Here is a 26,185-nt window from a genome sequence, read left to right on the forward strand (position 1 = left end):
TATGTCGCCGCGCCGCGCCGCAGCAGCCATAGCGTTTCTTTATTTATTTCTTGGCTATATCTGGATTAGTTTCTCAGATCGATTTCTGCTAACCATCGCAGCAGAATCAAGCTATTTAACTGAGCTTCAAACCTATAAAGGCTGGACTTACGTCACGATTACTGCTGGTCTACTCTACCTACTTGCTTATCGCGCTCTTCAGCGTGAAAGAAACCTTTCAGAACGTGACGGACTCACACTTCTCTTGAATCGTCACATGTTTGAACGTGAACTTGCCAGCGAAATTCAATATGCGCACGATAACCAGCAAAACCTCAGTGTGATTATGTTGAACATTGATGGCTTTAAACAAATTAATAGCCATGTAAGTTTAGAAGCTGGCGATAAATTCCTGATTGCCGTAGCTAGTGAGCTTCGTGAAGCTTGTCATCAGCAAGCGCTCATTGCACGCTTTGGGAATGATGAGTTTGCTATCGCTTTGCCTGATTCAACATGGCCAGATGATGTGCTGCCGCTGCTTCAACAAATTCAACGACGAATTGCTCATATTCGTATTTCGGAATCACCTCAACTGAGTTTTACTGCAAGCGCTGGGCTTGCGCTTTACCCTCGTGATGGTTCTGCAGCAAGCGAATTAATTGATGCAGCTGATCTGGCTCTTGAGCAAGCACGACAGACAGAGCGCGGCAGTTATAAGCTCTATAACGCAGAATTAAGTGCCATCATGTCAAACAAAGCACGCTTATTGTTTGATTTAAAATCTGCCATTGAAAAACGTCAGCTTACTGTGGTGTATCAGCCACAATTTTGCGTTAGTGAAAACCGCATGACGGGTCTTGAAGTGTTAGTGCGCTGGAATCATCCAGAGCGAGGCATTATTCCACCTTGCGATTTCATCCCATTAGCTGAGCAAAATGGACTTATCTGCGGCATTACTGATTTTGTGATGCAACAAGCCATTTCCGAACTGACAGAGTACGGCCTTCTATATCGCGATGTGCAGCGTGTCTCGTTCAATGTTTCAGCGGCTGATTTTAATGGCAATGAGAGCTGTGACCGTTTCTTATCGAACTTGGCGCTATTACCAGGTGACTGGTCGGTCATTGAACTTGAACTAACTGAAAGTGCTGCGCTGCTCAATTTAGAGGGCGTTAAGCAAGTGCTTGAGAAACTGACGGAGAAAGGTGTGCAGGTTTCGTTAGATGACTTCGGTACCGGTTATTCTTCGTTAAATACACTCAGATTATTACCGATCAAAGAAGTGAAAATTGATCAAAGTTTCGTCAAAGATATTGTGCAGAACAAACAAGATGCCAAGCTTGTAAAAACGATTCTAGCTATGGCACAAGCTTTACATCTCCGCGTTGTTGCTGAGGGTGTTGAAACCCATGCGCAGGCAAACTATTTAATGAAAGCAGGCTGTGAAGAGTTTCAAGGCTACCTTTACGCACGACCAATGCCAATCAATCATTTAGTGACGTTTATTAATAATCTTAAACAGCAGCAACGTGCGCAATCTTGATCTGGTTTTTGCCCTGTTTTTTGGCTTCGTACATAGCTTTATCAGCAGCGCGTAAAATCCTTGCAACATCGAAATGATGCTCGGCATCGTTACAATGACAAATTCCCATAGATAGCGTGACAGGCCAATCGTGCTCTGCAAATTCGTGTACTAAACGTTCTCGAATACGCTCCAATACGGTCATTGCATCCTCTAGTGAAGCGCCCACATGAATGGTAGCAAACTCGTCGCCGCCAATTCGCGCGACCAAATCGTTCGCACGGCACGCCGTTGCGATCACATGACCAATTTGTTGCAACACCTCATCGCCTACCTGATGACCGTGCGTGTCATTTATTTTTTTAAAATCATCTAAATCGATAAAACAAACTGCAAAATCGAGACCGTGCTCGTGCAAATTATGAATTTCATTATCCAGAGCCTCAACAAATGCGCGACGATTCGCCAGCCCGGTTAAGTGATCGGTTTGTGCCAACTTACGTTCATGCTCAAGCTCTCGACGAATTTTATCTTCGGTCATTTGCATGGTTGTTGCATCACGAACAAAGGCTATTGCAAAATGTTCACCATCAAACTCGACATGACTAAGCATGATCTCAACGTAAATTGTACTGCCATCTTTGCGTTGCCCAGAAAATTTAAAGCCTCGCCCCATAGGACGGTTTTGCGCTGAGTTAAAAAAAGATGCGACATGTTTGCTATGCTCAGCCCGAACTGCGTCAGGAAGCAAGATATCAAGCGGTTGCCCTAATAATTCACGGCGTTGCGAGTAACCGAACATATCGGTCAGCATCGCATTCACCATCACAAGCTGGTTATCTCGATTAAGAATCAGTGCAGCATCGGGAATAACTTCAATAAGTTCAGCAATTGTTCTTTGCGTTTTCATGACATCCGTTTATTTTTGTACATCTTATGATCAGCACTTTGAATAAGGGCTTCTACAGTCTTGGTATCTTTGCCAAATAAAGCATAACCAAGACTAGCCGTCACTTTTATATCGTTAGCCTTATATCGAATAGGCGCTGAGATAATTTCGGCAATTTTCGCACACTGTTCTGCAACTGTCTTCAGGTCATTCACACCCATTAAGACTATCAAAAATTCGTCGCCACCAATTCGCGCAACGGTGTCTGTTGCTCGCGTATTAGTGAACATGCGTTGAGCTATGGTTTTTAATACCGTGTCACCTGCGTGGTGACCAAACTGATCATTGACGTCTTTAAAGCGGTCAATATCAACAACAACAACGGCAAATGGCGTTGGATGACGTTCATTAATCTGTATTAGTGTTTGCAATCGCTCCATGACCATACGGCGATTCGCCACATTCGTTAAGGGGTCAGCCATCGCTTCGCTGTAAGATGAACGATACCAAGCAAACAATGTAAAGAGCATGATATATAAGGCGGCGACAAATGGATATCCGATCAGTCGAATTCGTTCTTGTTCCCAAAAACTACCTTCAATATGAGAATCGGTAGAGAGCGCTACCGACCAAGATCCATTCGGAAAACGTACCTTTTCACGAAAATCTGCTGTAGAAAACGTCTCTTCATCGCCAAAAAACACATCCCCATCCGGCCCTGTTCCATCGCGGCCTCGAATAGCAAAATCATAAAATGCACCGAGGTTGAGCACTCCACTGGCTTCAAATAATCGATTACTATCGATAACGAGTGCAATAAGCCCCCAGTAAGTTTCGGTTTCACCCTCGTGAGTAAAAATAGGAATGCGGTAGATAATGCCTTCGCCGCCTTGAATAAGAGGTACGGGCCCAGCTAATAATGTTTGTTTCGTTATTTGCGCACGCTTAACAACATCCCGCTGCTCGGAATTCTGTTCATAGTCATACCCCAATACGGCCTCGTTTCCTGCAACCGGGTAAACGAACGAAATAATATTATTGGGCGCTATTGCCAGATTTCTTACGAAGGTATTGCTTTCAACAATAGGTTGTGCCAACGAGCGCCATTGTTCAGGCCCACTTTCAGGGTGTGTTGCGAGATAACTTGCTATCCCCCAAATACTATAAAGCGCGGCATTAAGCTCAGATTCTAGATCAGCGCGAACTTCAGTAAATTCGCTCTGCAATTGACTCAGCTGCTCAGATTTAACCCGTTCTTTGTTGAGAACATGCAAGTACTCAATTGCCACCAAGGCAAATATTAGCGAGGTTAAAACAGCAACAATGAAAGTGACGCGACGCGTATGAGTTGAAAACACAGGTTCTCCGACCGTTCATTTACTGTCTTAACCATAAACTAAGCCATACAATTCGCAAGCTTTACTAGCAAATTTTTGCAGGTGTTCATAAACTGATGAAATCATTGATGTTGGAGACATTATGCGTCGGTTAATTTCTGTAATCGGTATCGTTTTTTTAAGTCAGCTCACCGGATGTGCGACATACGGGGTTATCGACAACCAGTCGCAAACCGAAAGTGATGCGCCGAGAAACTATTCATTAATGAACTATGATGCAAATCATTCGCGCTCAGATGATATTACCTTAGTGTTAGCTTTTTCTGGTGGCGGGAGTCGAGCTGCAGCGTTGTCATACGGCGTGCTTGAAGGGCTTCGTGATACCACCATTACTATTGATGACGAAGAAGTAAAACTGCTCAATGAAGTCGATATGATCACCTCAGTTTCTGGCGGTAGCTTTACTGCCGCGTATTATGGTCTGCATGGCAACAAGATATTTGAAGACTTTGAAAAAGATTTTCTGCGTCGAGATTATGTCTCCGAATGGTTGTATGGTGTGGCGAGTCCATTGCTGTGGTTTTCTGATAAAGGTCGTACCGATATCGCCACAAGAATTTATGAACAACGTTTATTCAAAGGTGCAACATTTGCTGATTTAAGTCAAAAAGATGGGCCTCTCATTTTAATTAACGCTTCCGACTTAGGAGGTGGCATTCGTTTTTCGTTTATTCAAGAGTACTTTGACCTACTCTGTTCCAATATTGCCAGCTTTCCCATTGCTCGAGCCGTCACGGCATCTTCAGCGGTTCCTGTGATGCTTAACCCAGTGGTCTTAAAGAATCACAAAGGTTGCTACAACCCTGCACAGAACTATCTCGAAGAACTCGATGAAACGCGCATTGAAGAAGCGAAACTCGCGCCACATTTAATCGAGACAGTAAAAACTCTCCGTAGCTATAAAAATCGCGACGAACGCCAGTACATCCATCTCGTTGACGGCGGCATTACGGACAATTTAGGGCTGATGGCCTTTTATGAATTGGTTGAAATTGGCGGTGGCATCACCAATTTTATGGAGCGCATTGGTAGCAAGCCCTCCAAACGATTGGTGATTATTTCTGTGAACGCGTCAACCAAGCCGCGTTACAATATTGAGCACACGAATGAGATACCTGATATCGAACCTACAATCAGTGCCGTTACCGACACTCAATTGCATCGCTACAATGCGGCAACCATTAGCTTGATTCGACGTAGTATGGAGCGTTGGTCAGACGAACTCTCGAACTTTTGGCAACCGATTGATCCGTACTTTATTGAGATCAGTTTTGATGGCATCCAACAAGAAAGTCGACGTATTTTTCTTAATCAAATACCAACAAGCTTGTCGTTGAGTGAAGAGCAGGCGGATGAACTAACTAAAGTCGGTGTTGAGTTATTACAAAACAACACCGACTTTCAACGGTTACTGCACGATATCAAACGTGAACAATAAGCCGTTATTGATTACTTAAACGTTGACCAAATGAAATGGCATAAGCTGCTGAGCGCATCGGTAATACCGGGTCATCACTAGGCTGAATACCGCGGACAACACGCATTGGGTCAAAGTTGATTGGCGTACAATTTTCACCGCCAGCAGCGGTAATCGTGATTTTGCCAACATGAACTCGTTCACGATCTTCCGGCCACAACACGGATGGATCATTGGTAGGATCTTCTTCCGCGCCAATGGTCCAGTGCCAATCGAAACTCACCTCGCCGTCGGCCTCTAGTCGTTCCATTAATCGCTCAGCTAAAAACGTGGTCGGTAGCGATTTTTGCTCTTCTTGCGTTAAATACTCATTGCCTGAAGTTGGCACGAGTTGCCAACGAAACTTCTCACGCTGTTGCTCACCAGCAGCCCAAAACGCATGAATACCGTAATAATCCGCATTGGTATATTCGGTTGATGGCATTTTGCCTTTATTCCATTCTACCGCTGCTTGCATGGATGGATTTGCGGCGATGTACTTCGCAATATCTTCACGAGTCGCCTCACCACGCATGATTTTCAAATTCCATTGCAGCAAACCAAGGAAATGGTTAGGTGTACTGCCAGAAAATAGCGCTGAGGTGATACCAGCAATATTGTGCTGCTGGTTATTCGGTAATTGAAATTGAATGCCAACACCTCGCGTACCCTGGCGTTCATCAGCTTCTGGATTACCGCCGCCCATCGAAAAACGTAATGTGACAGGCACTTCGCCAGAATCAAATAAGGCCGTATTAAACCGGTCGGTTGCCGCTGCTGAAGGAGTGAATTTTCCGGCAGCACAAACTCCCTTAGCATGAGCCTTTCGGAGCCCTGGATGGACACCATTTAATTCTTTAAATACAGCAATAAAATCTTGTGCATTTGCTGAAGCTGGTGGTGCGTATTTATGGTCGTCAGCCACCGCAACTGATGATGTAGCAAGAGCTAATGCCACGGCACCAGCCGATATTGAAAGTGCGTATTTCATGAAAGTAACCTTATTATCTGAAGTATCATTACTTTAGACTATGAAATACGCTTCTGCCCTACTTTTCGATCAGTGCGATGACTGATGCTGCTCGTCTTCTGCTTCGGCTGCTTTCTTAATAAAGAATATCGCATAGAACACACACAAACCGATGACAATAGCGAGACCAGTGAGTGAGAAAAATAGGACTGGATCAGTGAAGAATTCGCGCAAAATATTCATAACCTTACTCCATTTGTGGTTTTATGAATATCTTAGTTTTCTTGTGGTTTTAAATATTGATGCCGATCAACTTTCGGTGCTACATCAATTGCGCATGAATCAAGAAGTTTCGTGGGGTTAACTGGTACGAACAAAACTCGCGAACTGCCACGTTGTAGCCAGATTCGCGCAAATACTCGGCTCTATCAAGCACCAGCATACTTTCCAGTGGCCGCCGGAACACATGACGAACGAATTCAAGACGAGCGACTTGAGATGCAGCCTGACGACCTTTCTCAAGAAACAATTGCCAATCAATACATTCCGGAAGCTGGATGTGATGCTGTTCAGCTGCCCACTGAACAAAATCTTTGAACTCACCCGAAAACCAGTGTTTAGCTACCGATGATAGCGGCTGATAGTAACGGTTACCGGTGATCCATTGATAAATCTCGTGGTAGGCCAAACGCCATTGCACCTCGGTGTGACGTAATCGTGCGACACGGGCACCAGCAGTTACTTGCCCTTGCACAGCGAGTTTCAAATGCTCTCGGGTTAAAGAAAGGTCATGCGCTTGCAGCGAAGCTTGTGCGCACTGAGAGAAGCCTATGTAGGTATCCCAGTCGGTTAAGTGATAACAACACGGCGCAATCATTAATTCAGCACAGCGCGTTGCAGCGCCCTGCTGTATCAATTTAAGATGCAAATCACCACAGGCATGCAATGCTACTGCGCAGCCAACGTTATTCCAAGTTGATGACAAGTCGTCTTTCATAACATCTGCGTGAATAAAGTTTTGCGGTAATTGATACTGTTGTGCGATTGACTGCCCACTCTCACATAGCTGCGACTGCCACTCAATACTAGTAACTTGACGATTTTGAGAAAAGGCTATTAACCGACCTAAATGCCCTTTCCCCGAACACCATTCCAAAATAGATGTGTTACGTAACGGAAGCTGACTAATAAACGCTTTAATTTGCTCAATTTTCCTGCCACCAATGCCATTTTCCAACCAAAATGGCACGGGCAATTTTTGAGAGGGGATTACTGTCGCAACTTCGGGTAGGTCATAAACTTCAGCGAACCAAGGTGCAAAAAACTCTCGCTGTAATTTGATATCGCTGTCGATATTTGCCAGCTCTTCATCGGTGGTAGCATCAAGCGCACCAATGAGAGTTTGTGGCCATGAATAGGTTGAATAATCTATATTTTGAAACGGTTGAAAGTTCCAAAACTGACGGAACTTTGCGAGCGTTTCAATGTACTGCGATAGCATAATAAATTAGTGTTGTAAGGGAACAACTAAGCGCGTCACAACAAGCTCGCCATCACGAAATTGCAGCATGAAAACATCGCCATAATCACGTTCAGTTAGTTCAAATTCATGACCACCTAACAACTTCACCAAAGCGGGTACGGTATTGCTATGCCCCACCACCAGGGCGTTCTGCCGCGCAGATAATATCCCTTGAGCTAACTGTTCTGCATCGCCCGCACCATAGGTTGAAATCGTCAAATCGAATAGCTTTGCGGTAGGCTCTGCCGTTTCTTGAGCGCGGCGATATTTGGTTGCAAAAATCTGCTTGAGTTGTGTGTACTGCAGTAGTTGTGCCAGATGATGAGCACGTTGACGACCTTTCGCAGACAATTGTGGATCACTTTGATCAGGAACTTTTTCGGCGTGGCGCGTCACATAAATAGTGAAAATATCAGCTGATTGCGCCATCGCATTGCCTCCGTAAACCAACATAAAAACTGCAACTAACCCGTACCACATTTAATCAGATGCCTTCTTCTCTAGTTGCATCGCGATCATAGCAATGACCGTGAAAAGTTCATCATTCGCATCGCTGCTCGTTAATTCAACGCGGTGAGTATCACGAATCGAAATCAATTTCTCCGCAGCTTTCGCAATGAGTTTACCGTTGTGCATTATCGTAAAAGCGAGATCCAGCAAGTTACCTTTAAACGTTGCGCCATCATAAGGACCACCAGTAACCCAGTATTCGCGCTTGAGCGAAAAGAATTTACGTTGCAACATCATATCGCCAAGCTGACCACTGACTAGGAAAGTCGGGCGAATAGCAAATCGCTTATGAATGATTTGTGCTAACTCGTTGTCATTGTTATCAAAGATGCGCCAGCGTCGCCGCAGGAGCGAAAACTCACCCTTCCCATAATAGCAAAGTTGACCTTGCTCATCGGTAATATCAATACGACCAAATAATGAAATGACTCGTGTTGAAACTGTTAAAGCCTTCGCCATAATCGCCTCTTTTTATTCTTATTATTGCTTTCGTTATAACTTAATCAAAGAGTGCCACAGTTTTAGACTTTTCGGTAGCGATACAAGCATAGCTGTTCGTTTTCCGGCGTAGTCACCATACCATCGGTATCAAATCCAAGCTTTTCTAGTAAACGTCGAGACGGCGTGTTATTTGGTTTAACAATCGCGTCTAAAACTTGAACGTTGCGTATCTGCGTTAAATACTCAAGCATCGCACTGGTTGCCTCGAAAGCGACGCCCTTTCCTCGGGCTCGCGTTAACAATGCATAGCCTAAATCCAGGTTCTCTAAATAATCGCGCTGAAGCACACTCACCACGCCAAGCGGAATCTGCTCAGATTTTGAGTGAATAACCCATAAGCCCATATAATCAAATTTTTGGAGTTTAATAACATTGGTTTTGAGATAACTTTCAGCCTGTTGCTCTGAGCGAACTTCGCGATCACCAATATTCTTCAAAAAGTCAGGATCATTTAATAATTCAAATAAGAAAGCCGCATCGTTCAAAGACACCTGTCGTAGCTCTAAATTACTAGTATCAATTCGAATGGGAGATTTTGGGGTGCATACTGTCATGCTCGTTGGAGGCTCAATTGTTAACTGAAAAAAGCGGGTTTAAAAAGAATCGCAACCCACACCACTATCATTAAAACTAAAGCGAAAAATACCGCAGCTGAAGCAATATCTTTTGCGCGACCACTCAATTCATGAAACTCGGCGCCTACTCGGTCGACAACAGCTTCTACCGCTGAGTTTAGCAGCTCTGTAATCACGACAATAAATAACGTCAGAATAAGCAGTAGACGCTCCGTCAAAGTCGCGTCAACAAGAATCGCCACAGGCACTAAAACGGCGCATAACAAAGCCTCTTGACGAAATGCTGCCTCATACTTCCACACCTGCGCAATACCGCGCATGGAGTTAAAGGTGGCATGAATAATTCGATCGAATCCAGTTTTGTTCGCTTTCATATACGGCCTCAGCTTTGGTTAACTCCAAGAGACTAAACGATATTTCTTAAGCTTGCCTTAAGGCTTCTTAATTACCCTGATTTTATTAGAGAAACTAGGTAATAAATTATGCTAAAGGCGCTTAAATCAGGAGCAACAAGTTACTACCCTGTGTTTATGTTCACAGTAAGTAGTCTCATTATGCTGAGTCTGTTTCGACTTGGCTATTTTATCTTGTTCGACGAACGGATTTTAGCCGCAACCGACCTGCCGAATTATTTTTTGCTGGGTATCCGTGCCGATATCATTCAAGTCGGTTATTTCACCCTGATTCCGTTGCTATTATTTCCGTTACTCAATTCGTCACATTTTCACCACACCTGGGTGCGTTTCAGTTTATTATGGTTCGCCTTTTGTTTCAGCGTCATGTTGTTTATGGAAGTATCGACTCCGGCCTTTTTATTACAATATGACTCGCGTCCTAATCGCTTATTCTTCGAATATTTGCTTTATCCAAAAGAAGTCATCGGTACGCTGTGGCAAGGATTTCGTGGCTGGCTTTTAATAGGCGGCATTACTTTAACAATCACTATCTATTCCTTAACGATTGTCACGAAACATCTTTCTCACCGTTTACGAGCTCGAACACCACATCACGGTGTCGCTTGGCTACTTTGGCCCTTTATCGTCGTTATAACACTCTTCGGCATTCGGTCCACGTTAGCTCACCGTCCCGCTAATCCGGCATTTTTTGCTGTCACCAGTGATGCCTTGGTGAATAGCTTGCTGATTAACTCGAGTTATTCTGTGGCCTATGCGGCCTACAATTTAAAGCATGAAGCTAAAGCGAACCGTGTGTATGGAGATTTGAGTGACGAAAAAGTTATTCAAATCATAACTTCTGAGCCCCACTTACAACACGCTCAATTTCCTCTCAAGGACTATCCCACTGTTCATTTTCAGCCTGCTACGTCGCAACGCGAGCAGCCATTAAACATTGTCATCATTTTAGAAGAAAGCCTTGGCGCAACGTTTGTCGAATCGCTTGGAGGTATTGCAGCAACGCCGAACTTAGAACAACTCAAACAACATGGTTGGTGGTTTGAAAACCTTTATGCGACAGGTATTCGATCTGTTCGCGGTATTGAAGCCGTCGTTTCTGGGTTTCTCCCCTCGCGGGCGCGAAGCACAGTGAAACTATCTAATTCACAGCGCTACTTTTATACAATAGCGGATACGCTCAAGCGTGAAGGCTATCACACAGAATTTATCTACGGCGGTGAAGCCCATTTCGACAATATGGCGGCATTCTTTAGCGGCAACGGATTCAGCACTATCATTGACCAAGATGACTTCGAGAACCCCTTATTCGTTGGAAGCTGGGGGGTTAGTGATCAAGATTTGTTTAAAAAACTACATGAGCGTCTGAATGCGGCGGAGCAACGTCATGAACCGACATTTACATTAGCGTTTAGCTCGTCGAATCATGAGCCATTTGAATTTCCAGACGGTGAGATAGGCCCGTTAGAGCAGCCGCAACATACGGTGAACAATGCTGTAAAATACGCCGACCACGCACTCGGTGAATTTTTCTCGCAAGCTATGCAGAGCAATTATTGGCAAAACACGTTATTTCTAGTGGTTGCCGATCACGATACTCGCGTTTATGGTGATGAGTTAATTCCGCTTTCTAAATTTCACATTCCTGGTGTCATTCTGGGCGCTGATATCTCGCCGCATAAAATCACTGCGGTCGCTAGCCAAATTGATCTTGCTCCAACACTTTTATCACTCGCTGGCGTGAGTGCCTACCTTCCAACATTAGGACAGGATTTGAGTCGTTCTGACATAGCACCAGCCAATCGTGCAATGATGCAATTCGGTGATAATTTTGGTTGGTTAGAAGGCAAAGATTTTACTGTTTTAACAACAGATAAAGAAACACATGAGTTCGTTTATGATCGAGCTAAAAAACGACAGTTACCGTCAAATAAACCGTTATCGCCAAAACGCATAGAGCGGATTCAGGCTCATGCAATGGCATCATCTGTTTTGTATGAAAAGCGAGTTTATTATGTTCCCAAAGCCATGCCTTAATTCTTGCGATTGTCACTCTCGATAATCGACGTGAACAAGAAAAGCTTACAGTGCGGTAATTTCTACCCGCAAAAAATTGCTTTCTTGGAATAATATGCCATTCTAAACCAATAACTTACTTAACATTTAAGGTTGTTGGTTATGCCGTGGAAGCGAACGAATTTATCGTTAACATTTTGCCTGCTCGTCGGGTTGCTTTCACACACCTCAATTGCTCAAAACAATGACACCATTATTTTCACCGGTTCGCAGTACTACCCTCCGCTACAATGGCTTGACGAAAATAATCAGGCTCAAGGATTCATCACAGACCTCGAGCAAGAATTAGCGAATGCTGGTGAGTTTAATATTGAGCAACGTTTAATCCCATGGAATCAGGCGCTTGGATTGGTTTTAACCGGAGAAGCCGATGCCGTTGCGTTAATCCCATCAGAAGCACGAAGTGCCTACTTTGATTTCACTGAGCCTTTTTATTACGTTGCCCATGGTATTTTCTCTCACCGCTCTGGCAAGCAATTCGGTAGCTTTTCTCAACTTAAAGGCAAGCGCGTTGCGGTAGCTGCAGGAGCTTTCGCTGCACAGCAGTTAACCGATACGCCGCAAAATTTTGAAGTGATTCAGGCCAGCGATGAGCTCAATTGTTTGCAGATGGTACAGACTAAACAAGTAGATGCTTGCGTTGAAGTAACCACAACGTCACGTCATTTGATCACGAATTATAATCTCGACCTAATTCAATCGAGTCCACCATTTTGGCCGCAGTCTTATGCTTTTGGTGTTAAGAAAGGCAATACCGCATTACTTAATCGCCTCAATGAGAATTTGGCGATGTTACAAGTTAATGGAACTTATCAAGCAGTTTATCAGCGTTGGGTTCAACAACTAGAGTGGCAGGAGCGAACCCTTTCCGACAACTTACGCGCCTTAGGTTGGTTGTTAATCAGCTTGTTATTGATTGCGGGCTTTGGGTTTTTCTGGACTTACTTACTCAAGAAACAAGTTGCACGCAAAACGTATCGTATTCAGCAAGAGCTTGCGGCTAAGACGATACTCCAAAAGAAACTTCACTACCTTTCACAACATGATGCGATAACTGGGTTACTAAACCGGCCCGCGTTTACCGAAAAACTTGATCAAGAAATTCTTGCTGCGCCAGAAGTTAGCCCAACCGTGGTAGGTATTCGTATCGCGAATATTGATTCAATTACTTCGGTGTTCGGTTACAACATTGCCACTGACCTGATGATTGAGTTTGCCGAGCGCCTGCAAAAAAACGGATTTAAAAACGCTGCCCACTTTGGTGTTGGCCTTTTCGCAGCCGTTGCCGATTCTCATTTGACCAACGAACAGATTGTTGATTTAGCAATGCAACCGTTAAAGTTCAAATCGATTGATTTCGAGCCATTGCTGGCATTTGGACTCATTCGCAATTCTCAATTGAGCTTTGCTGAACCACCAGACGCACAAGAATTACTGCGCCAAGTTCTTACCGCAGTATCTGTTTCACAGAAGAAACATAAATTATGGGTGGTTTATAGCCCCGGACTTGAGCCAAACGCCGATGACTTACGTCTCTTGAAAGACTTTCATCAAGCTGGAACGCGTGACTTCTTCCTGCACTACCAACCGAAGTACAGCCTCTCAGACAATGCAGTCAAGGGAGCTGAAGCGTTATTACGCTGGCAGCACCCGCAGCTGGGTTTAGTACCACCAAGCAAATTTATTCCATTGTTAGAAGAAACCGGATTTGTCACGCAAGTGACCCGTTGGGTGATAACAGAAACTATCGCGATGATGGCGAGACATAATTTATGTCGTACGGGGTTAGTGATCAGCATTAACGTATCAACGCGTGATCTGACAGAGCTCGGTTTTGTGAGTTTTATGCGTCATGCCGTTAAAGATATTGACCCACATTGTATTCAACTTGAAATCACTGAAACCGGCTTGATCGATGATTCCGAACGAGCTCTTTATGTTCTGTCCAAAATGAATGATCTTGGAATCAGTTGTTCGGTTGATGATTTTGGTACCGGCAATTCGTCACTGTCCTACCTGAGCAAATTTCCCGTTTCGGAAATTAAGCTTGATAGAAGTTATGTGTATGACATTGCGAACAACGAGCGCAATCATAAAATTGTTAAGTCGACGATTGAACTAGCTCACACTCTGGGATTATCGGTGACCGCTGAAGGCGTCGAAGAACACGAAACCGTTGAGATATTGCGCGACATGAAGTGCGAGACTATTCAAGGGTTTGTGTTTTCCCGACCGATTCCAGAAAGTGACTTAATAGAGTTTTTAAAAAGCTCACCCAAACTCAAAGCATCAGGCGAGGCCTAATCCCCAATGTTCCGCGGTGCGCTTCACCGCGGCGACATTTTCCGAAGCAAGAATACGTATTGGCGTTTGCGCATACTTGGCCTCAAGCTCAAGTTTGTCACGTAACCAACTGACCATCGCTTCCCCTGAATGAATGGTTTTCACGCCACCCCAGAAATGAGAGATTTGGTCAGCAATTAACGGAAAGTGTGTACAACCAAGTAACACCACATCAGGCGTTGTTAATTCTGAAAAATAATGGCGCATGGTTTCTTCAAGAATAGCCCCCGAAAATAACGCCTCTTCGACAATCGGCACAAACAACGGTGTGGCAATAGCATCGATATGCGCATAGCCAAGAGCGGCAATGTGACTCTGATAAACACCGGAGTTGATGGTCGAGCGCGTTGCGATTATGAGAACTCGAGATGTTTCCACCTCTAACCCGAGCTGCTGTAATGCCAAAACGCCTGGTTCCACGACGCCATATACTGGTTTATTCGAGAATTGCCGCATGGCCTCAAGTGCGGTCACACTGACCGTATTACATGCCACGACAAGACAATCGACATCCGCACCATTGAAGAATTCGACGGCTTCTAGCGCGTAACGGGTGACGGTATTTTTGTCTTTATTACCGTACGGAACGCGTGCAGTGTCACCGTAATACAACAGCTCACTAAAGCAGCCGCTGTGTTGCAATGCCTTAGCAACGGTTAAACCGCCAACACCACTATCAAAAACCCCTACTTTCACGAATTATCTCCCCAATGAATGCGGCAGATAAAATACTGTTGTTGTTGACTAAACTCAACCGAAATACCCAGTTGTCGCGCCAAGTTTTGCACAATACTTAAACCAAGTCCGGCACCCTGTACATCAAGGTGTTTACCGCGATAAAAACGTTCGCTTAACCGCTCTAAATCAACACCGTGGTCATCCACAATTGGATTTTTAACTTGCAGGTTGTTTTGTTGTGACTCAATTTCAATCGTTGCTCCGCTTGGTGCATACTTAATGGCGTTATCAATGATATTTGCCAGGAGTACTCGCCAATAATCACTACTACCTGATACACCAACGGCCTCCGGTAGGCTGACCTCAAAATTCAAATCTCTTTGTTCAGCCCGACTGTAGAAATCAGCGACGATTTGGCGCACTTCTTTCGCGATATTTACGTGTTCAACCGCGGCTGGAGGCAGTTCTGTCTTCGATAACAACAGTAAACTCTCGACCAGTTGAATTAACCGATCAGTACTCGTTAGAAGTGCTTCCAACTGTGGCTTTTCAATCGTCTTCTTACTGGAAATAAGATTCTGAAGACTGGCCTTTAAGCTTGCTAGGGGCGTCCGCAACTCATGTGCCGCATCCGCAGAAAAGCGCCGTTCACGGTGGAACGTTTGTTCAATGCGGGCCAAATAATAATTCAGCCCCTGTTTGACTACCGCAACCTCTTCATCATCGTTCGCAGGCTCAAACGCACTGTAATCATCGGGGCGACGCTTCCGAAGGCTTGTTGCCAAGCGTTGAAAGCTGACAAAACTTTGATTAATCGTCCACCAGCCTAACCACAGCATAAGTGGCAACAACAACAGCACCGGAACTAATGTATCGATGGTAAGATCTGAACGCAGTTCCGAACGAAAGCTGTCTTCTTGCAACAACAGAACTTGGTAATTCCCAGACATCATTCCAAAGGCATGCCAAAGTCGGCCATTGAGGTTAAACTCGCTAAAACCAATTTGAAAAGGCGCGGAAGCTTTCGTTGGCGCCCCTCGCGTTGAAAGTGTCCAGGACGACGTCGTGTTGGTAATTCGATACGATAATTTATCTTCGTATTCATGATTGCTGGCATCGCCAACAATTTCCAACTCGGCATCGATATGTTGCTCAGAGAGTTGCTCTGGTAAGAATGCTGCTAACGTCTTTGCTTGCTGCACCATTTCGGCGTCAAATAACTCATCAACTTCGTGACTCACCTCATAATAAATCCACAAAGCAGATAAGCCAGAGCTCATCAAATATACGGCAGAAACAAAGACTAAAATGCGTCGACGAATCGAGCGGAATTTGGTTCTTAGCGACGTTATGAATTGCATTTTAATCGGTATCCAATGCCTCGAATGGTTTCTATCCACTCTTTATGTCCTAATTTACGCCGCAAGTTTGATACGTGTACTTCAAGTGCATTACTTTCAATTTCTGTTTCGCCTTGAAATACCGCAGTTTCTAACCGATCGCGACTCAAAACTCGCTCTGGCGCCGACATCAACGTTTTTAACAACTCAAATTCTCGTCGCGATAAACTCAAAGGTGCATCGGCAACACGAACATCTCGGGTGTTGGTATTGAGCATAATTGGACCAACCTTAATGTCCGCCGAAGCTTGACCCAGTTGACGTCGACAAAGCGCCCGCAGTCGCGCAGCCAACTCATTCATATCAAAAGGCTTGGTAAGATAATCGTCCGCACCAGCATCAAGATGCGCTATCTTGTCGTGCACTTGATCACGTGCGGTTAAAATCAATATAGGAATCGTCACACCACGCTTACGTGAACTACTCAACACGCGCGAGCCATCCAAATCTGGCAGGCCAAGGTCCAGTACCATCGCATCGTACTCGTTATGGTTGAGCTCTGAAACTGCCGCCCCACCCGTGCGCACCCAATGCACTGAAAACTCTCGGTCAGACAGCCCTAACTGAACTGCCTGACCAAGTAACGCATCATCTTCAACCAGAAGAACCCGCATTTAACCAACCTTTTTTGCTATTTTCGCAAGCAACGCTTCCACTTCAATCCGTCGCTGCGCATCGGCTAACGCACGTTGAGGTCTTGGTGGCGCTTGTAATGCGCGCTCAGCAACCTGTTGTGCACGTGTGTATTTTCCTTGTTCGTACAAATAGTCGGCGTAAAAGTAGTTGGGGTCAATACCATTTGGGTTTATCTCTAATGCTTTCAGCAGATATTCCTCAGCTTTTTTATCGCTACCAAAGCCAAGTGGCCAACCAGGCACTTTGTAATAAAGCGTTCCTAAACTGCCATAAGCAGATCCTTGCAATGCTTGCGGGTCAATTTCTAAAGCGTGTTCCAATGATTTGCGTGCGTCTTTTGCCAGGCCAAGTGCACCCAGCCCTCCTTTCGCACCAGCAAACGTGCTTTGGATAATACCGCGCCAAATAAATGCCTCCGCGTTATTAGGTTCGGCCTCAGTCCAAGCCGAAGCATCATTCAGTAACGCTTCAAACGCCTGTTCTTGCTGATCAACCTCAAGGGTATAATTTACTTCCGCCCAGCGGCTTTGAATTTGCGCTAGCGTTGATTCTTGAGCGTACGTTGAAGTCGACACCCCAATGAATAAAACCGTCGTTAAAATAATTGTTGATAATTTCATGATAATGCTCCTTTGGTGAGCTGTTTAAGAAGTTGCCGAGGCTTTTTCATGCTGCTGTCAATAAGGCTAGGAATAAGCCCATTCAGCCGCACAAATAATTTCTCGGGCCAACCAATCGTGGTATTGAGAGTGCCCTTTTCAAGTTGCTTTATTACCTGTTGCGCAACGAGCTCAGGGCTGTCTTGAGATGTTTTAAGCGCGCGGTTCATCGACGCCATCAAGCCGTCATTTAGTGGCGTTTTAATCGCGCGAGGTGCGCAGTAAAAGACACGAGCTTGATTACCATCACGTTCACGCTGTAGTCCCTGCGAAAATCCGCGTAACCCGAATTTTGAAGCGTTGTAGAGAGCCTGCCCGGGAAAGCCAATTGCACCGAACACCGAACCAATGTTCATCACCCAACCATGACTTGGTAGTTGAGGTAACACCAGATGGCATAATTGTATGGGTCGAATTAAATTGGTTTGAACGACCCGCTCAATATCGCCTCGCGGAGCCATCTCAAATTGCCCAACGTAAGTGACCGCCGCATTGTTTATCAGCGCGGTGACTGGGTAATCGTTCTGCGCTTTAATATAAACATCAACGCATTCAATAAAGTCATCAGCTAACACATCGGCATGCAAAAAGGGTTGTTGCAACGCACTCGCAAGTTCTTCTAACCGACCAAGATGACGCCCAATGAGCGTCACCCGAGCGCCTTTGTCAGTCAGTTGTCGGCATAAAGCTTGACCGAGACCACCCGTAGCGCCCGTCAGTAGAATGTGATGCTGTTGCCAGTTCAGGGTCGTCATGACGCAAGCTCAACATTCATTGATGGTTGCTCACTCGCTAAGCTTGGTATTGCACGAAACATATCGCCATAGAGTCGGTAAACATGTTTCGCCGTGGTGATAATGGCGTCTTGAGCCGCCGCCTCAGTCACTTTGTTCATCAGGGTTTCAAAGAACGCGACATGCTCTTGATCAAGGTCGCCATGCGACAACAAATAGCTAAATGCGGAATTCGGCAGATTTAACTGCGCTTGGATCTTGCCGGCTGCTTGGGTAGCCAGTTTGACGCTAGTTCCTTCAAGCACGTGAGCCATACCGAAGAATGACGCCGGGTGAATATCGTCAATGTGGTGATACACCAATGCCACCATCGCCGCTGTGCTGGTGTGTGGCTCGCTCTGTTCAATTAACTTTGGCGATAATCCAGTTGCTTTTAAATCATTGAGTATCCAGCGCTCATGGCCGTATTCCTCATTGATGTACTCAATAATCGCGCGACGCATCCATTCATGCTGATGTGAAATACGGCTACCCGCACGCATCAACAGCGGTGTTGTGTGCTTCACATGGTGAAATGCTTGGGTTAGAAAGGCTTGATATTGAGCCAATGTGATACGCCCAGCCAATGCCTCGGCAATAATCGGAGCGCTCAGCAAATACTGTTGCTCAGCCTCTGTGGATTTACATAATTCATTGAAAAAAGTCATAAAGTTACCTCATAAGACTTGGTATTTGCGAAAAGCATGGATTCATAGTGAGCGCGAATAACTTCGCGACGTAACCTACCGGTTCCCGTTAACTGTTCATTAGCAACGGTAAATGGTGTTGTCAGTAGTTTGAATTGGCGTATTTTTGCGTAATCCGGTAAATCTCGGTTGATACGTTCGATAATCATCTCAGCATCAATGTTATTGGCACACGGAACTAACAACGCGGTGAGCGGTAGTTCTTCATCACCGAGCACGGCGGCTTGCAAAACTTCAGGCTCAAGCGTGAGTAATCCCTCTACCCATTCCGGATCAACATTGCGCCCATAGGCGGTCACGATGGTATTTTTCTTTCTGCCCAACAGCTGCAGATTGCCGAGTTCGTCAAACTGTCCTAAATCACCTGTCGGAAGCGCCTTGGGATACCATGTTTGCGGTTGGTTGAGATAACCCAACATACAGTTTCCTGATACCCATACCTCATTGTCTTTTATCTCAACATGGGCGTGAGACAGGGGCTTGCCCACCGTTCCAAGCGCTGGTTTGTTAGGCTGATTAAATGACACAACTGAACCCAATTCCGATAAGCCATAGCCTTGCAACAACGGGAGCCCAAGCGCATAGGCTTGACGCTCTGTAGGTTCAGAAAGGCGCGCACCACCCACCGCTAGCAACTTGAAGGACGTTGGATCAAGTTGAGCTGTCATCACACCATGAACGACAGCAGCCAAAAGCCCCGGGGTAAGAATTAAGCTCTGCGCGTTGTGGTGCTTCAACGCTGAGTTAAACACGTATAAATCAAGTGATGATGAGCCCGTTAACCCAAGGTTTTCCGACGATGCAAGAATAACTTCGTGCCCCAACCATAGGCTCAAGTAGACGCCCGCGACGTTTTCCAGTAACACCGCCAACGGCATCAAAACAAGATGCCGCTGGGTATCAACGTTGCCGACTCGCTCAGCAAGCGCCGCAACCGTTTTGAGCATATTATCGGCGGACAAGCAGACGCCTTTCGGCGCACCGGTACTGCCTGATGTATAAGTGATTTTCGCCGTGCCATACGGCAAGTTATGCGGCAAATTAGGAGGTCTATCGTGCGATAACGGCTGCATCTTTCCGTTTGCTAAAATAACAACCTCAGCGCCGCTATCGCGCAACATATTCATGCGTTGTTGAGCAGTAAAAAATGGCGGAATCGGTATACAAACGCGCTCACTGAAAAATATCGCGAGATCGTAAACAACCCAGTTCACGCTATTTTCCATATCTAAGGCAATACGCTGATATGGCGTCTGTTGAATCACAGCCATCAACTGCTGCACGCGTTCCCACAACTGCGCATAAGTTATTGAGATAGTTTCATCCGCTAATGCATTCTGAGATGACCGCGTTTGAGCATAATCAGCCAGGCGCTGCTTAAAATTCTCTAGCATGCAATTGCCTCCACACGGTTGGATGTACGCGGACTAGTTTGTTGCGGCACTTTCAAGTGCTTCCCCTGCGCCACCCAACCAGCAAAAACCATGGGCTGATGTTGGTAATAGTCACCCCAAATATCTTGCAACGATAATGGCAACGCTGATTCGTTTGCGTGAGCGAGTGTGGTTAACGTAATACCAGAACGAGCTAGCTTTATATTGAGGTAACGTGTTGCCGTAAATACAACCACATCACGTTGAAGCTCAGTGAGCGCTTTAACGATGGCAACAAAGAGATCAGGAAGGTAGTCCGCCGAAATTGCCGCCATAGACCCAACCTCAGCGATTTTTTCACGCGCCGGCATCGCTTGATTCGCTACTTCATAGAACTCAACAGGCACATCTAAATAGTATTCAGAAAATAATGCGCGTTGGTCAGCAAGCTGAATACCGCATGCCGCAACAATGGCATTGTCTTCAAGAATGACCAGCAGAATATCAGGCAGGCTTTGCAGACAAGCTTTAAAGCTTATCCAATACCGCTCACAAATAAAGTGTTCAACATCATGCCGACGGCTGTGAGAACGGTTAATCAGTTCATACTGCATAAGCAAATCCCCTTAAAGGAATAAGTGCTAATTAGTCATGCAGTAAGATTAGGGGGGAAACCTTAAGGAATTCTTAAAAGAAAAATGGATATTTTGTAATCAGACAACGTAAGGAGGTTCCCTACGTTGTCTATTTTTTGCAAATTATTTTAATGCCTTTAACACATCACGAACGAAATCATGCTCATTGAACCCTGGTTCGCCGGCCATATCGTAGCCCCGACGCACCACCACAAGGTTTTCACTCGGAATAATGACCAAAAACTGGCCACGGTTCCCGCGGGCGGCAATGGTATCGTTCGGCAATTCTGGGAAGCGCTCATTATAAAGCCACCATTGTGCGCCATAACCTGGCGACGATTCAGGCGGTTGCGCTGGTGCAGGCGTACTAATATAGGTTAACCAATTTTCTGGCAACACACGCTCGCCCTTCCACATACCGTTTTGTACATGCAGAACGCCTAATCGAGCTAAATCACGTGCAGTTGTCCATACCTGCGACGACATAATAAAATCGTCGTTCCAATCGGTTTCTAGGAACGTATGCGCCATGCCAATTTTGTCTAACAGCATGTCATATGGGAATTTGAGGTAATCGTCAGCGTTTTCAAAGCCCTCTCGCACCGCACGCATCGCTAACATGGTATCGTTATTGGCGTACTTCCAACGAGTGCCTGGCGTCACTTCCAGTGCTGTTGTGGTTGCTGTATCAATAACCCGACCACCGCCCATATAAACACGGTCGGTACGGTTGCCTGCCGCATTACTGTCTAGCCCCGATGCCATATGCAACAAATGTTCCAGTGTAATATTCCGACGCGGGTCGAGCGCTGACTGCCAATTCGCGACATTAGCCGACGCTTTGACATCAACATTACGATGCAACACCGCTGCGCCAACCACACTTGCTGCAATGCTCTTCGCCACCGACCAAGTACGCTGAGACGTTTCTGGCGTGAAACCATCAAGATAATTTTCAGCAATAATTTTCTCTGGTGTCGCAATCAAAATCGCCGTAGTTCGCGCACCTGCGCCATAATGTTTTGAAAATGCTTTTTGAATCACGCCATCAAGTTCTAAATTGCCAGTAACGTGATTAACCGGTTGGCGCTCCTGCCACGGCTCGCCGCTGTCTTTTTCAACTGCAGAATCTGCAAAAGGACGTGAAACCTTATCGGCGTCCGCAATCGTTGCGCCGACTGGAAGATCAACACACCCTAACCGAGGTCGCCACACCGAAATACGTTCGCGTTGACCATTATCATAAGCAACGCGAACTAATTTATTCTCGCGATCAACCATCGCCTTCATTGCTGCAACTTTGTCGGCAACCAATGAATAAATACCAGTCAGCTCATGCTCACGAATAGCTGCTTCAGATTTATTAGCATTAAAAGTTGCGCTACACGTGTAGCCAGCAACATAACCTGCCGCATAGGCATTTATCGTCGTGTCTGACTCTTGCCCCTGAGCCGCAAATGTAGCCACAGCTAATGGCAATACAAACAACGATACGATGCGCTTTTTCATAAGCAAACCTCTTTAACCGAGTTACTCTGCGTGAATATGCCCGCGACCAAATTTATAGTCGATGGTTAGAATAAAGTGTTGCAGCACATCATAACCAATTAAGCCATCCACGCGAACACTTCCGACTCGAGTATTGAGCTCATCTTCAGCCTCACCAAACGTCGCATTAACTCCAGCCTCAGGTACCGTAATACCCACATTTTCTAATAAAAATGGACCAAAACCTAAGGTTGGAATACGGAACATGTCGACGTTGCCAGTTGTATTGACGCCTCTTGAAATACCTTGGGTTACCGGAAATTTTTCTAGCCAACCATGGTCTTCAGCCACTTCACGATTGAGATAAACACCGCTGTTACTGCCGGTATCAAGAATAAGCCATACCTCGGTTTCACCGTTTAAACTGACCTTCACAATCGGATCGCCAATACCGCGGCGCGGGCGCATAGGTAAGTTTTTGACATTGGCCATATCAATAGAATCATGATCAACAAACCGCATGCGGCTGTTCGGATAGTCAAACTGCAACACATATTGCTCGAGCACAGGCGCACCAAGAATAATTGCTGTATCTTCACCGCCAAAGTTGAGTTCAACGTAATCTAACTCAAGGTTTTGGCCGAACATTTCGGTTTTGACATCGCGATAAGCAATGCGCTCCTTAACACCGTGAACGCCCTTCACTTTTATCTTACTGCGGTGTTGCTTAGGAGTTAGCCCGTGTTTTTCAATAAACGCCTGGTTTATACCATTAATATTCGCCCCCGAATCCATAATGGCCCAACCTTCAACACCTTCTATCGTCACCTTTACACGAATATGTCCATTGTCTTGTTCAAATGGCACCCAAGCGGAAACGCCGGCCATTGCAGACGCTGAAAATATGAAGCTGATAATGATTAGTATAGTGCGCACGATAAGAATTCCTTTATTGTTGTAATAATTGGATGCTCGTTAAAATTTGGTTACAAGTCAAGCAAATAAATGCAAAGACCACCGACTAACCAAACCACACTTAACGCGCTCAATACATTCATGATTTGTGCGCCAATACCAGATGAACCACCATGGTCGTGATGATGGTGTTCGCTGTGCTGGCGGTGTTGATTCCAAAGCATGACTAATAGCCCGCTAATGACTAAAAATAAAATGTTCAGTACAAATCCGTAGTTCAATTGAAAGTGTTCTTGCTCAGCAGGCGATGTCCACTGTGACACATTAGGCAGTAAATCAAACCAATATAAACCGTAGTGCATGAGCAACGAGGCAGTTACCAAGCAGACGAACAGCATCAGTGCAATATACAACGCCATTTTCCAGCCGTAATAACGTGCATTAATGCGTAACACTGGCCAAACAATGAGGTCAGAGAAAATAAACGCCATCACGCCGGCAAAGGCGACACCTTCGCCGAAAAGAACGGCAGCTAATGGAATGTTACCCATCGAGCCAATAAACGTGAAAAATGCAGCAATTGGTCCCACCACAGCTTGCTGTAGCAGCGCCCAAAAGTTTAATTCAGCATCGCCACCAACACCCAAAAATAGCCACTCGAAAAAACTGCTCGGTACAAAAGCGGAAATAACTCCCGCCACAGTGAAACCGAGTAAAATGTCCTGCCATACCATTTGCCATTCCATGACATATTTGTGGCCGACTTGACGCCATGTATCTCGCTCAAATAAATCCGACCACGTGTTGCCATGTTCATGGCCATCGTCATCGTCGTTTTCGCGCGCTTGTTCAATTAATTTGGCTGGCTTTGTCACCGTAATGAATAGCCACACCAGTGCAATTAGTAGCAAGCCCCCAACATATTCCCCCACCACAAATTGCCAACCAAGAAATATAGAAATGACAAAGCCAAGCTCGATAACTAAATTGGTAGACGCCAACATAAATGCCATCGAGGCACTAAATGCAGCGCCTTTATTGAACAACGCACGCGTAGTGGAAAGTGCCGCGAAGCTACATGAACTGGAGATAAAACCAAAAAACGTTGCGAGAGATACTGATTTTAAATTGTTATCGCCCATGGCTCGGCGCATACGTTGCTTCGTTATTAATACTTGAATCAGGCTACTAATAAAATAACCGAGCACGAATGCCCACAGTGCCATCCAGAAAAATCCAAAACTGGTATAAACTGATTGACCCCACGTATGCAAAAAGCTGTCCATGTGTGCGCCTTATATTTGAGAAATCGTGTTTTTACCGTATCAATCGCAGCAGATGGGGTCAAATTTAAGCATTGTTTAGATAGTTTATTCGATGGGGTTTTAGCGAATAGTGAAAAAGAAACAGGATTTACCAACAAAAATATGCCCCGTATGTCAGCGTCCGTTTACTTGGCGTAAAAAGTGGGAACGTTGTTGGGACGAAGTGAAATATTGTTCAGAGAGATGCCGGCGTAGCAAACACTAGGCCGGCAGTAATTTATAGTTTAATCGTCTTTGCCTGCTTGGCGCTTCACAAATTGCGATTTCAGCATCATGTCGCCAGCACCATCAACTTTGCAATCGATATCGTGGTCACCCTCAACAAAACGCTTAATCACCGCTTTTGTACCAACTTTCAATACCAGCGATGAGCCTTTCACTTTTAGGTCTTTAATCAGGGTTACTTTGTCGCCTTCAGCGAGTGGCGTGCCGTTCGCATCTTTTACCTGAATGGCGTCATCTTCAACAACCTCATTCGGGTTCCATTCATGACCACACTCTGGGCAAATTAGTAGCGCTTGGTCTTCATACACATAGCTTGAATCACATTTCGGGCAATTAGGAAGGCTCATAGTTTCACATCTTATTTAACTTGGCGGCTTATAGTGGCGAGATCATAGCGCTTCGCCGCAAGAAATAGAATCATTGGCGTTCAATTTATCTGTCACGCCATGTTGCCAGTCATGCCCCCTTTGCACATGGAAACTTCATTGAACTCAACTAGACTTACAGACACACAGTATGTGTCTGCTCAAGTTAACTCAACTGAGTTAAGGAGGGGTTATGAGACTCGACGCTATATTAAGAGATCCATCGGCGGTTTATAAAAGGCCTGACGACATTGTGCAAGACAGTAACCTCAATGATGATGAAAAGCTTGAAGTGTTAGAACAATGGGAATTTGACGCTCGCGAATTGCAGGTTGCATCTGATGAAAATATGCCAGGCGAACAAGAGGCGCCATTGGATGAAATTCTTGCCGCGAAGAAAAAATTGAGAAGTCGTCGGTAGTTTAATCTTCGTTTGCAGAGCAAAGGTTGCAAGCAGCTCATGATAACTGTATAAATGCACAGTATATTAAAATATCCAAGAGGATGAATCATGGCTGTAGTAACCCAATACGTTGTTGTGCGAAACGGAGAGGAAAAAATGACGTTTAACAGTAAAGCTGAAGCCGACGCCTACGACAAAATGTTGGACATGGTGGACGAGCTACTCCCTCTGCTTGAACGTAGCGAAACCATCACCGATGAAAAAACGATTGAAGATTTGGCATTCTTCCTAGCCCGCGAACGCGATCAGGTATTGATTGCCCTTGGCGCGAAGAAACCTGCGAAAAAAGCTGCGCCGAAAGCGGTTGTGAGTAAGGTTGCTTAGTACTGTTTGCTCGGTCACATTCCGGAAAACAAAAACGCCGCTTCATGAGCGGCGTTTTATTAGGAT

28 protein-coding genes are annotated in these 26,185 nt (G+C 45.3%); 7 read left to right on the forward strand and 21 right to left on the reverse strand.

Features of this window, described 5'->3' with window-relative positions; translation table 11 throughout:
- Position 1 precedes the first annotated feature (1 nt).
- The gene (locus D3795_RS04380; RefSeq protein ID WP_156266585.1) at positions 2-1,522 is read left to right on the forward strand and encodes a putative bifunctional diguanylate cyclase/phosphodiesterase; all 1,521 of its coding nucleotides are present in this window, start codon (positions 2-4) and stop codon (positions 1,520-1,522) included.
- Here the strand turns inward: D3795_RS04380 and D3795_RS04385 are convergent.
- Complete coding sequence (locus D3795_RS04385) at positions 1,494-2,411, reverse strand: sensor domain-containing diguanylate cyclase (protein ID WP_156266587.1); 918 nt, start codon at positions 2,409-2,411, stop codon at positions 1,494-1,496. The two genes, D3795_RS04380 and D3795_RS04385, sit on opposite strands and share 29 nt — an antisense overlap.
- A complete protein-coding gene (locus tag D3795_RS04390; protein ID WP_156266589.1) occupies positions 2,408-3,748 on the reverse strand; it encodes a diguanylate cyclase domain-containing protein in 1,341 nt (446 codons plus the stop codon). Before D3795_RS04390 ends, D3795_RS04385 begins: the two co-directional genes overlap by 4 nt.
- A gap of 121 nt (positions 3,749-3,869) precedes the next feature.
- Here D3795_RS04390 and D3795_RS04395 point away from each other — a divergent pair, with 121 nt between their 5' ends.
- A complete protein-coding gene (locus tag D3795_RS04395) occupies positions 3,870-5,225 on the forward strand; it encodes a patatin-like phospholipase family protein (protein ID WP_126758538.1) in 1,356 nt (451 codons plus the stop codon).
- 4 nt (positions 5,226-5,229) lie between these two features.
- Here D3795_RS04395 and D3795_RS04400 read toward each other — a convergent pair whose 3' ends face one another.
- The 7 genes from D3795_RS04400 to D3795_RS04430 form a co-directional block, all read right to left on the reverse strand.
- On the reverse strand, positions 5,230-6,234 hold the full coding sequence (locus tag D3795_RS04400; RefSeq protein ID WP_156266591.1) for a catalase family peroxidase: 1,005 nt from the start codon (positions 6,232-6,234) through the stop codon (positions 5,230-5,232).
- 69 nt (positions 6,235-6,303) lie between these two features.
- Positions 6,304-6,456, reverse strand: coding sequence for a DUF3149 domain-containing protein (locus tag D3795_RS04405; RefSeq protein ID WP_156266593.1), 153 nt, complete (start codon positions 6,454-6,456; stop codon positions 6,304-6,306).
- A 79-nt stretch (positions 6,457-6,535) separates the two neighbouring features.
- Positions 6,536-7,714, reverse strand: coding sequence for a methyltransferase (locus tag D3795_RS04410; RefSeq protein WP_156266595.1), 1,179 nt, complete (start codon positions 7,712-7,714; stop codon positions 6,536-6,538).
- Between the two features lie 6 nt (positions 7,715-7,720).
- Positions 7,721-8,215, reverse strand: coding sequence for a SixA phosphatase family protein (locus D3795_RS04415; RefSeq protein ID WP_156266597.1), 495 nt, complete (start codon positions 8,213-8,215; stop codon positions 7,721-7,723).
- Positions 8,216-8,704 (reverse strand): LURP-one-related/scramblase family protein, encoded by a 489-nt coding sequence (locus D3795_RS04420; protein ID WP_126758533.1) that lies wholly within the window; start codon positions 8,702-8,704, stop codon positions 8,216-8,218.
- Between the two features lie 62 nt (positions 8,705-8,766).
- Positions 8,767-9,300, reverse strand: a complete 534-nt coding sequence (locus D3795_RS04425) for a GNAT family N-acetyltransferase (protein WP_156266599.1) — start codon at positions 9,298-9,300, stop codon at positions 8,767-8,769.
- A gap of 20 nt (positions 9,301-9,320) precedes the next feature.
- On the reverse strand, positions 9,321-9,695 hold the full coding sequence (locus D3795_RS04430) for a diacylglycerol kinase (RefSeq protein WP_126758531.1): 375 nt from the start codon (positions 9,693-9,695) through the stop codon (positions 9,321-9,323).
- 180 nt (positions 9,696-9,875) lie between these two features.
- Here D3795_RS04430 and D3795_RS04435 point away from each other — a divergent pair, with 180 nt between their 5' ends.
- Positions 9,876-11,771 (forward strand): LTA synthase family protein, encoded by a 1,896-nt coding sequence (locus D3795_RS04435; protein ID WP_310942393.1) that lies wholly within the window; start codon positions 9,876-9,878, stop codon positions 11,769-11,771.
- 141 nt (positions 11,772-11,912) lie between these two features.
- Entirely contained in the window at positions 11,913-14,114 is a 2,202-nt protein-coding gene (locus tag D3795_RS04440; RefSeq protein ID WP_126758529.1) for an EAL domain-containing protein, read from the forward strand.
- Here D3795_RS04440 and murI read toward each other — a convergent pair.
- The 11 genes from murI to D3795_RS04495 form a co-directional block, all read right to left on the reverse strand.
- Positions 14,100-14,849 carry a glutamate racemase gene (murI, locus tag D3795_RS04445; RefSeq protein ID WP_126758528.1) on the reverse strand — a complete coding sequence of 250 codons (750 nt, stop codon included), beginning with the start codon at positions 14,847-14,849 and terminating at the stop codon, positions 14,100-14,102. The genes D3795_RS04440 and murI overlap by 15 nt on opposite strands.
- Complete coding sequence (locus D3795_RS04450) at positions 14,846-16,192, reverse strand: histidine kinase dimerization/phospho-acceptor domain-containing protein (RefSeq protein WP_310942394.1); 1,347 nt, start codon at positions 16,190-16,192, stop codon at positions 14,846-14,848. The genes murI and D3795_RS04450 overlap by 4 nt, the downstream gene beginning before the upstream one ends.
- Positions 16,180-16,845, reverse strand: coding sequence for a response regulator (locus tag D3795_RS04455; RefSeq protein WP_126758527.1), 666 nt, complete (start codon positions 16,843-16,845; stop codon positions 16,180-16,182). The genes D3795_RS04450 and D3795_RS04455 overlap by 13 nt, the downstream gene beginning before the upstream one ends.
- On the reverse strand, positions 16,846-17,490 hold the full coding sequence (locus tag D3795_RS04460) for a tetratricopeptide repeat protein (protein WP_375294524.1): 645 nt from the start codon (positions 17,488-17,490) through the stop codon (positions 16,846-16,848).
- On the reverse strand, positions 17,484-18,281 hold the full coding sequence (locus D3795_RS04465; RefSeq protein WP_126758525.1) for an SDR family oxidoreductase: 798 nt from the start codon (positions 18,279-18,281) through the stop codon (positions 17,484-17,486). Before D3795_RS04465 ends, D3795_RS04460 begins: the two co-directional genes overlap by 7 nt.
- A complete protein-coding gene (locus D3795_RS04470) occupies positions 18,278-18,967 on the reverse strand; it encodes a TenA family transcriptional regulator (protein WP_156266605.1) in 690 nt (229 codons plus the stop codon). Before D3795_RS04470 ends, D3795_RS04465 begins: the two co-directional genes overlap by 4 nt.
- The gene (locus D3795_RS04475) at positions 18,964-20,400 is read right to left on the reverse strand and encodes an AMP-binding protein (RefSeq protein ID WP_156266607.1); all 1,437 of its coding nucleotides are present in this window, start codon (positions 20,398-20,400) and stop codon (positions 18,964-18,966) included. Before D3795_RS04475 ends, D3795_RS04470 begins: the two co-directional genes overlap by 4 nt.
- Positions 20,394-20,993, reverse strand: coding sequence for a thermostable hemolysin (locus D3795_RS04480; RefSeq protein ID WP_156266609.1), 600 nt, complete (start codon positions 20,991-20,993; stop codon positions 20,394-20,396). Before D3795_RS04480 ends, D3795_RS04475 begins: the two co-directional genes overlap by 7 nt.
- Before the next feature lie 144 nt (positions 20,994-21,137).
- Positions 21,138-22,523 (reverse strand): serine hydrolase domain-containing protein, encoded by a 1,386-nt coding sequence (locus D3795_RS04485; RefSeq protein WP_156266611.1) that lies wholly within the window; start codon positions 22,521-22,523, stop codon positions 21,138-21,140.
- A 21-nt stretch (positions 22,524-22,544) separates the two neighbouring features.
- On the reverse strand, positions 22,545-23,438 hold the full coding sequence (locus D3795_RS04490) for an aspartyl protease family protein (protein ID WP_156266613.1): 894 nt from the start codon (positions 23,436-23,438) through the stop codon (positions 22,545-22,547).
- A 50-nt stretch (positions 23,439-23,488) separates the two neighbouring features.
- The gene (locus D3795_RS04495) at positions 23,489-24,703 is read right to left on the reverse strand and encodes a permease (RefSeq protein WP_156266615.1); all 1,215 of its coding nucleotides are present in this window, start codon (positions 24,701-24,703) and stop codon (positions 23,489-23,491) included.
- Positions 24,704-24,812: 109 nt separating this feature from the next.
- On the opposite strand from D3795_RS04495, the gene D3795_RS04500 reads away from it, so the two are divergent.
- Positions 24,813-24,947: a DUF2256 domain-containing protein gene (locus tag D3795_RS04500; protein WP_375294517.1), complete on the forward strand. Its 135-nt coding sequence runs from the start codon at positions 24,813-24,815 to the stop codon at positions 24,945-24,947.
- A gap of 19 nt (positions 24,948-24,966) precedes the next feature.
- Here the strand turns inward: D3795_RS04500 and D3795_RS04505 are convergent, their stop codons facing one another.
- Complete coding sequence (locus tag D3795_RS04505) at positions 24,967-25,314, reverse strand: zinc ribbon domain-containing protein YjdM (RefSeq protein WP_126758518.1); 348 nt, start codon at positions 25,312-25,314, stop codon at positions 24,967-24,969.
- Positions 25,315-25,525: 211 nt separating this feature from the next.
- On the opposite strand from D3795_RS04505, the gene D3795_RS04510 reads away from it, so the two are divergent.
- A complete protein-coding gene (locus tag D3795_RS04510; protein WP_156266617.1) occupies positions 25,526-25,753 on the forward strand; it encodes a hypothetical protein in 228 nt (75 codons plus the stop codon).
- A 90-nt stretch (positions 25,754-25,843) separates the two neighbouring features.
- Complete coding sequence (locus D3795_RS04515; protein ID WP_156266619.1) at positions 25,844-26,119, forward strand: YebG family protein; 276 nt, start codon at positions 25,844-25,846, stop codon at positions 26,117-26,119.
- The last annotated feature ends 66 nt before the right edge of the window (positions 26,120-26,185 follow it).

Source organism: Pseudidiomarina andamanensis, assembly GCF_009734345.1.
Taxonomy (GTDB): Bacteria; Pseudomonadota; Gammaproteobacteria; order Enterobacterales; family Alteromonadaceae; genus Pseudidiomarina; species Pseudidiomarina andamanensis.

Coding starts and splice junctions, on each gene's coding strand:
- D3795_RS04380 (WP_156266585.1), top strand. CDS start 2: ATGTCGCCGCGCCGCGCCGCAGCAGCCATAGCGTTTCTTTATTTATTT.
- D3795_RS04385 (WP_156266587.1), bottom strand. CDS start 2,411: ATGAAAACGCAAAGAACAATTGCTGAACTTATTGAAGTTATTCCCGAT.
- D3795_RS04395 (WP_126758538.1), top strand. CDS start 3,870: ATGCGTCGGTTAATTTCTGTAATCGGTATCGTTTTTTTAAGTCAGCTC.
- D3795_RS04400 (WP_156266591.1), bottom strand. CDS start 6,234: ATGAAATACGCACTTTCAATATCGGCTGGTGCCGTGGCATTAGCTCTT.
- D3795_RS04405 (WP_156266593.1), bottom strand. CDS start 6,456: ATGAATATTTTGCGCGAATTCTTCACTGATCCAGTCCTATTTTTCTCA.
- D3795_RS04410 (WP_156266595.1), bottom strand. CDS start 7,714: ATGCTATCGCAGTACATTGAAACGCTCGCAAAGTTCCGTCAGTTTTGG.
- D3795_RS04415 (WP_156266597.1), bottom strand. CDS start 8,215: ATGTGGTACGGGTTAGTTGCAGTTTTTATGTTGGTTTACGGAGGCAAT.
- D3795_RS04420 (WP_126758533.1), bottom strand. CDS start 8,704: ATGGCGAAGGCTTTAACAGTTTCAACACGAGTCATTTCATTATTTGGT.
- D3795_RS04425 (WP_156266599.1), bottom strand. CDS start 9,300: ATGACAGTATGCACCCCAAAATCTCCCATTCGAATTGATACTAGTAAT.
- D3795_RS04430 (WP_126758531.1), bottom strand. CDS start 9,695: ATGAAAGCGAACAAAACTGGATTCGATCGAATTATTCATGCCACCTTT.
- D3795_RS04435 (WP_310942393.1), top strand. CDS start 9,876: ATGCTGAGTCTGTTTCGACTTGGCTATTTTATCTTGTTCGACGAACGG.
- D3795_RS04440 (WP_126758529.1), top strand. CDS start 11,913: ATGCCGTGGAAGCGAACGAATTTATCGTTAACATTTTGCCTGCTCGTC.
- D3795_RS04450 (WP_310942394.1), bottom strand. CDS start 16,192: ATGCAATTCATAACGTCGCTAAGAACCAAATTCCGCTCGATTCGTCGA.
- D3795_RS04455 (WP_126758527.1), bottom strand. CDS start 16,845: ATGCGGGTTCTTCTGGTTGAAGATGATGCGTTACTTGGTCAGGCAGTT.
- D3795_RS04465 (WP_126758525.1), bottom strand. CDS start 18,281: ATGACGACCCTGAACTGGCAACAGCATCACATTCTACTGACGGGCGCT.
- D3795_RS04470 (WP_156266605.1), bottom strand. CDS start 18,967: ATGACTTTTTTCAATGAATTATGTAAATCCACAGAGGCTGAGCAACAG.
- D3795_RS04475 (WP_156266607.1), bottom strand. CDS start 20,400: ATGCTAGAGAATTTTAAGCAGCGCCTGGCTGATTATGCTCAAACGCGG.
- D3795_RS04480 (WP_156266609.1), bottom strand. CDS start 20,993: ATGCAGTATGAACTGATTAACCGTTCTCACAGCCGTCGGCATGATGTT.
- D3795_RS04485 (WP_156266611.1), bottom strand. CDS start 22,523: ATGAAAAAGCGCATCGTATCGTTGTTTGTATTGCCATTAGCTGTGGCT.
- D3795_RS04495 (WP_156266615.1), bottom strand. CDS start 24,703: ATGGACAGCTTTTTGCATACGTGGGGTCAATCAGTTTATACCAGTTTT.
- D3795_RS04505 (WP_126758518.1), bottom strand. CDS start 25,314: ATGAGCCTTCCTAATTGCCCGAAATGTGATTCAAGCTATGTGTATGAA.
- D3795_RS04510 (WP_156266617.1), top strand. CDS start 25,526: ATGAGACTCGACGCTATATTAAGAGATCCATCGGCGGTTTATAAAAGG.
- D3795_RS04515 (WP_156266619.1), top strand. CDS start 25,844: ATGGCTGTAGTAACCCAATACGTTGTTGTGCGAAACGGAGAGGAAAAA.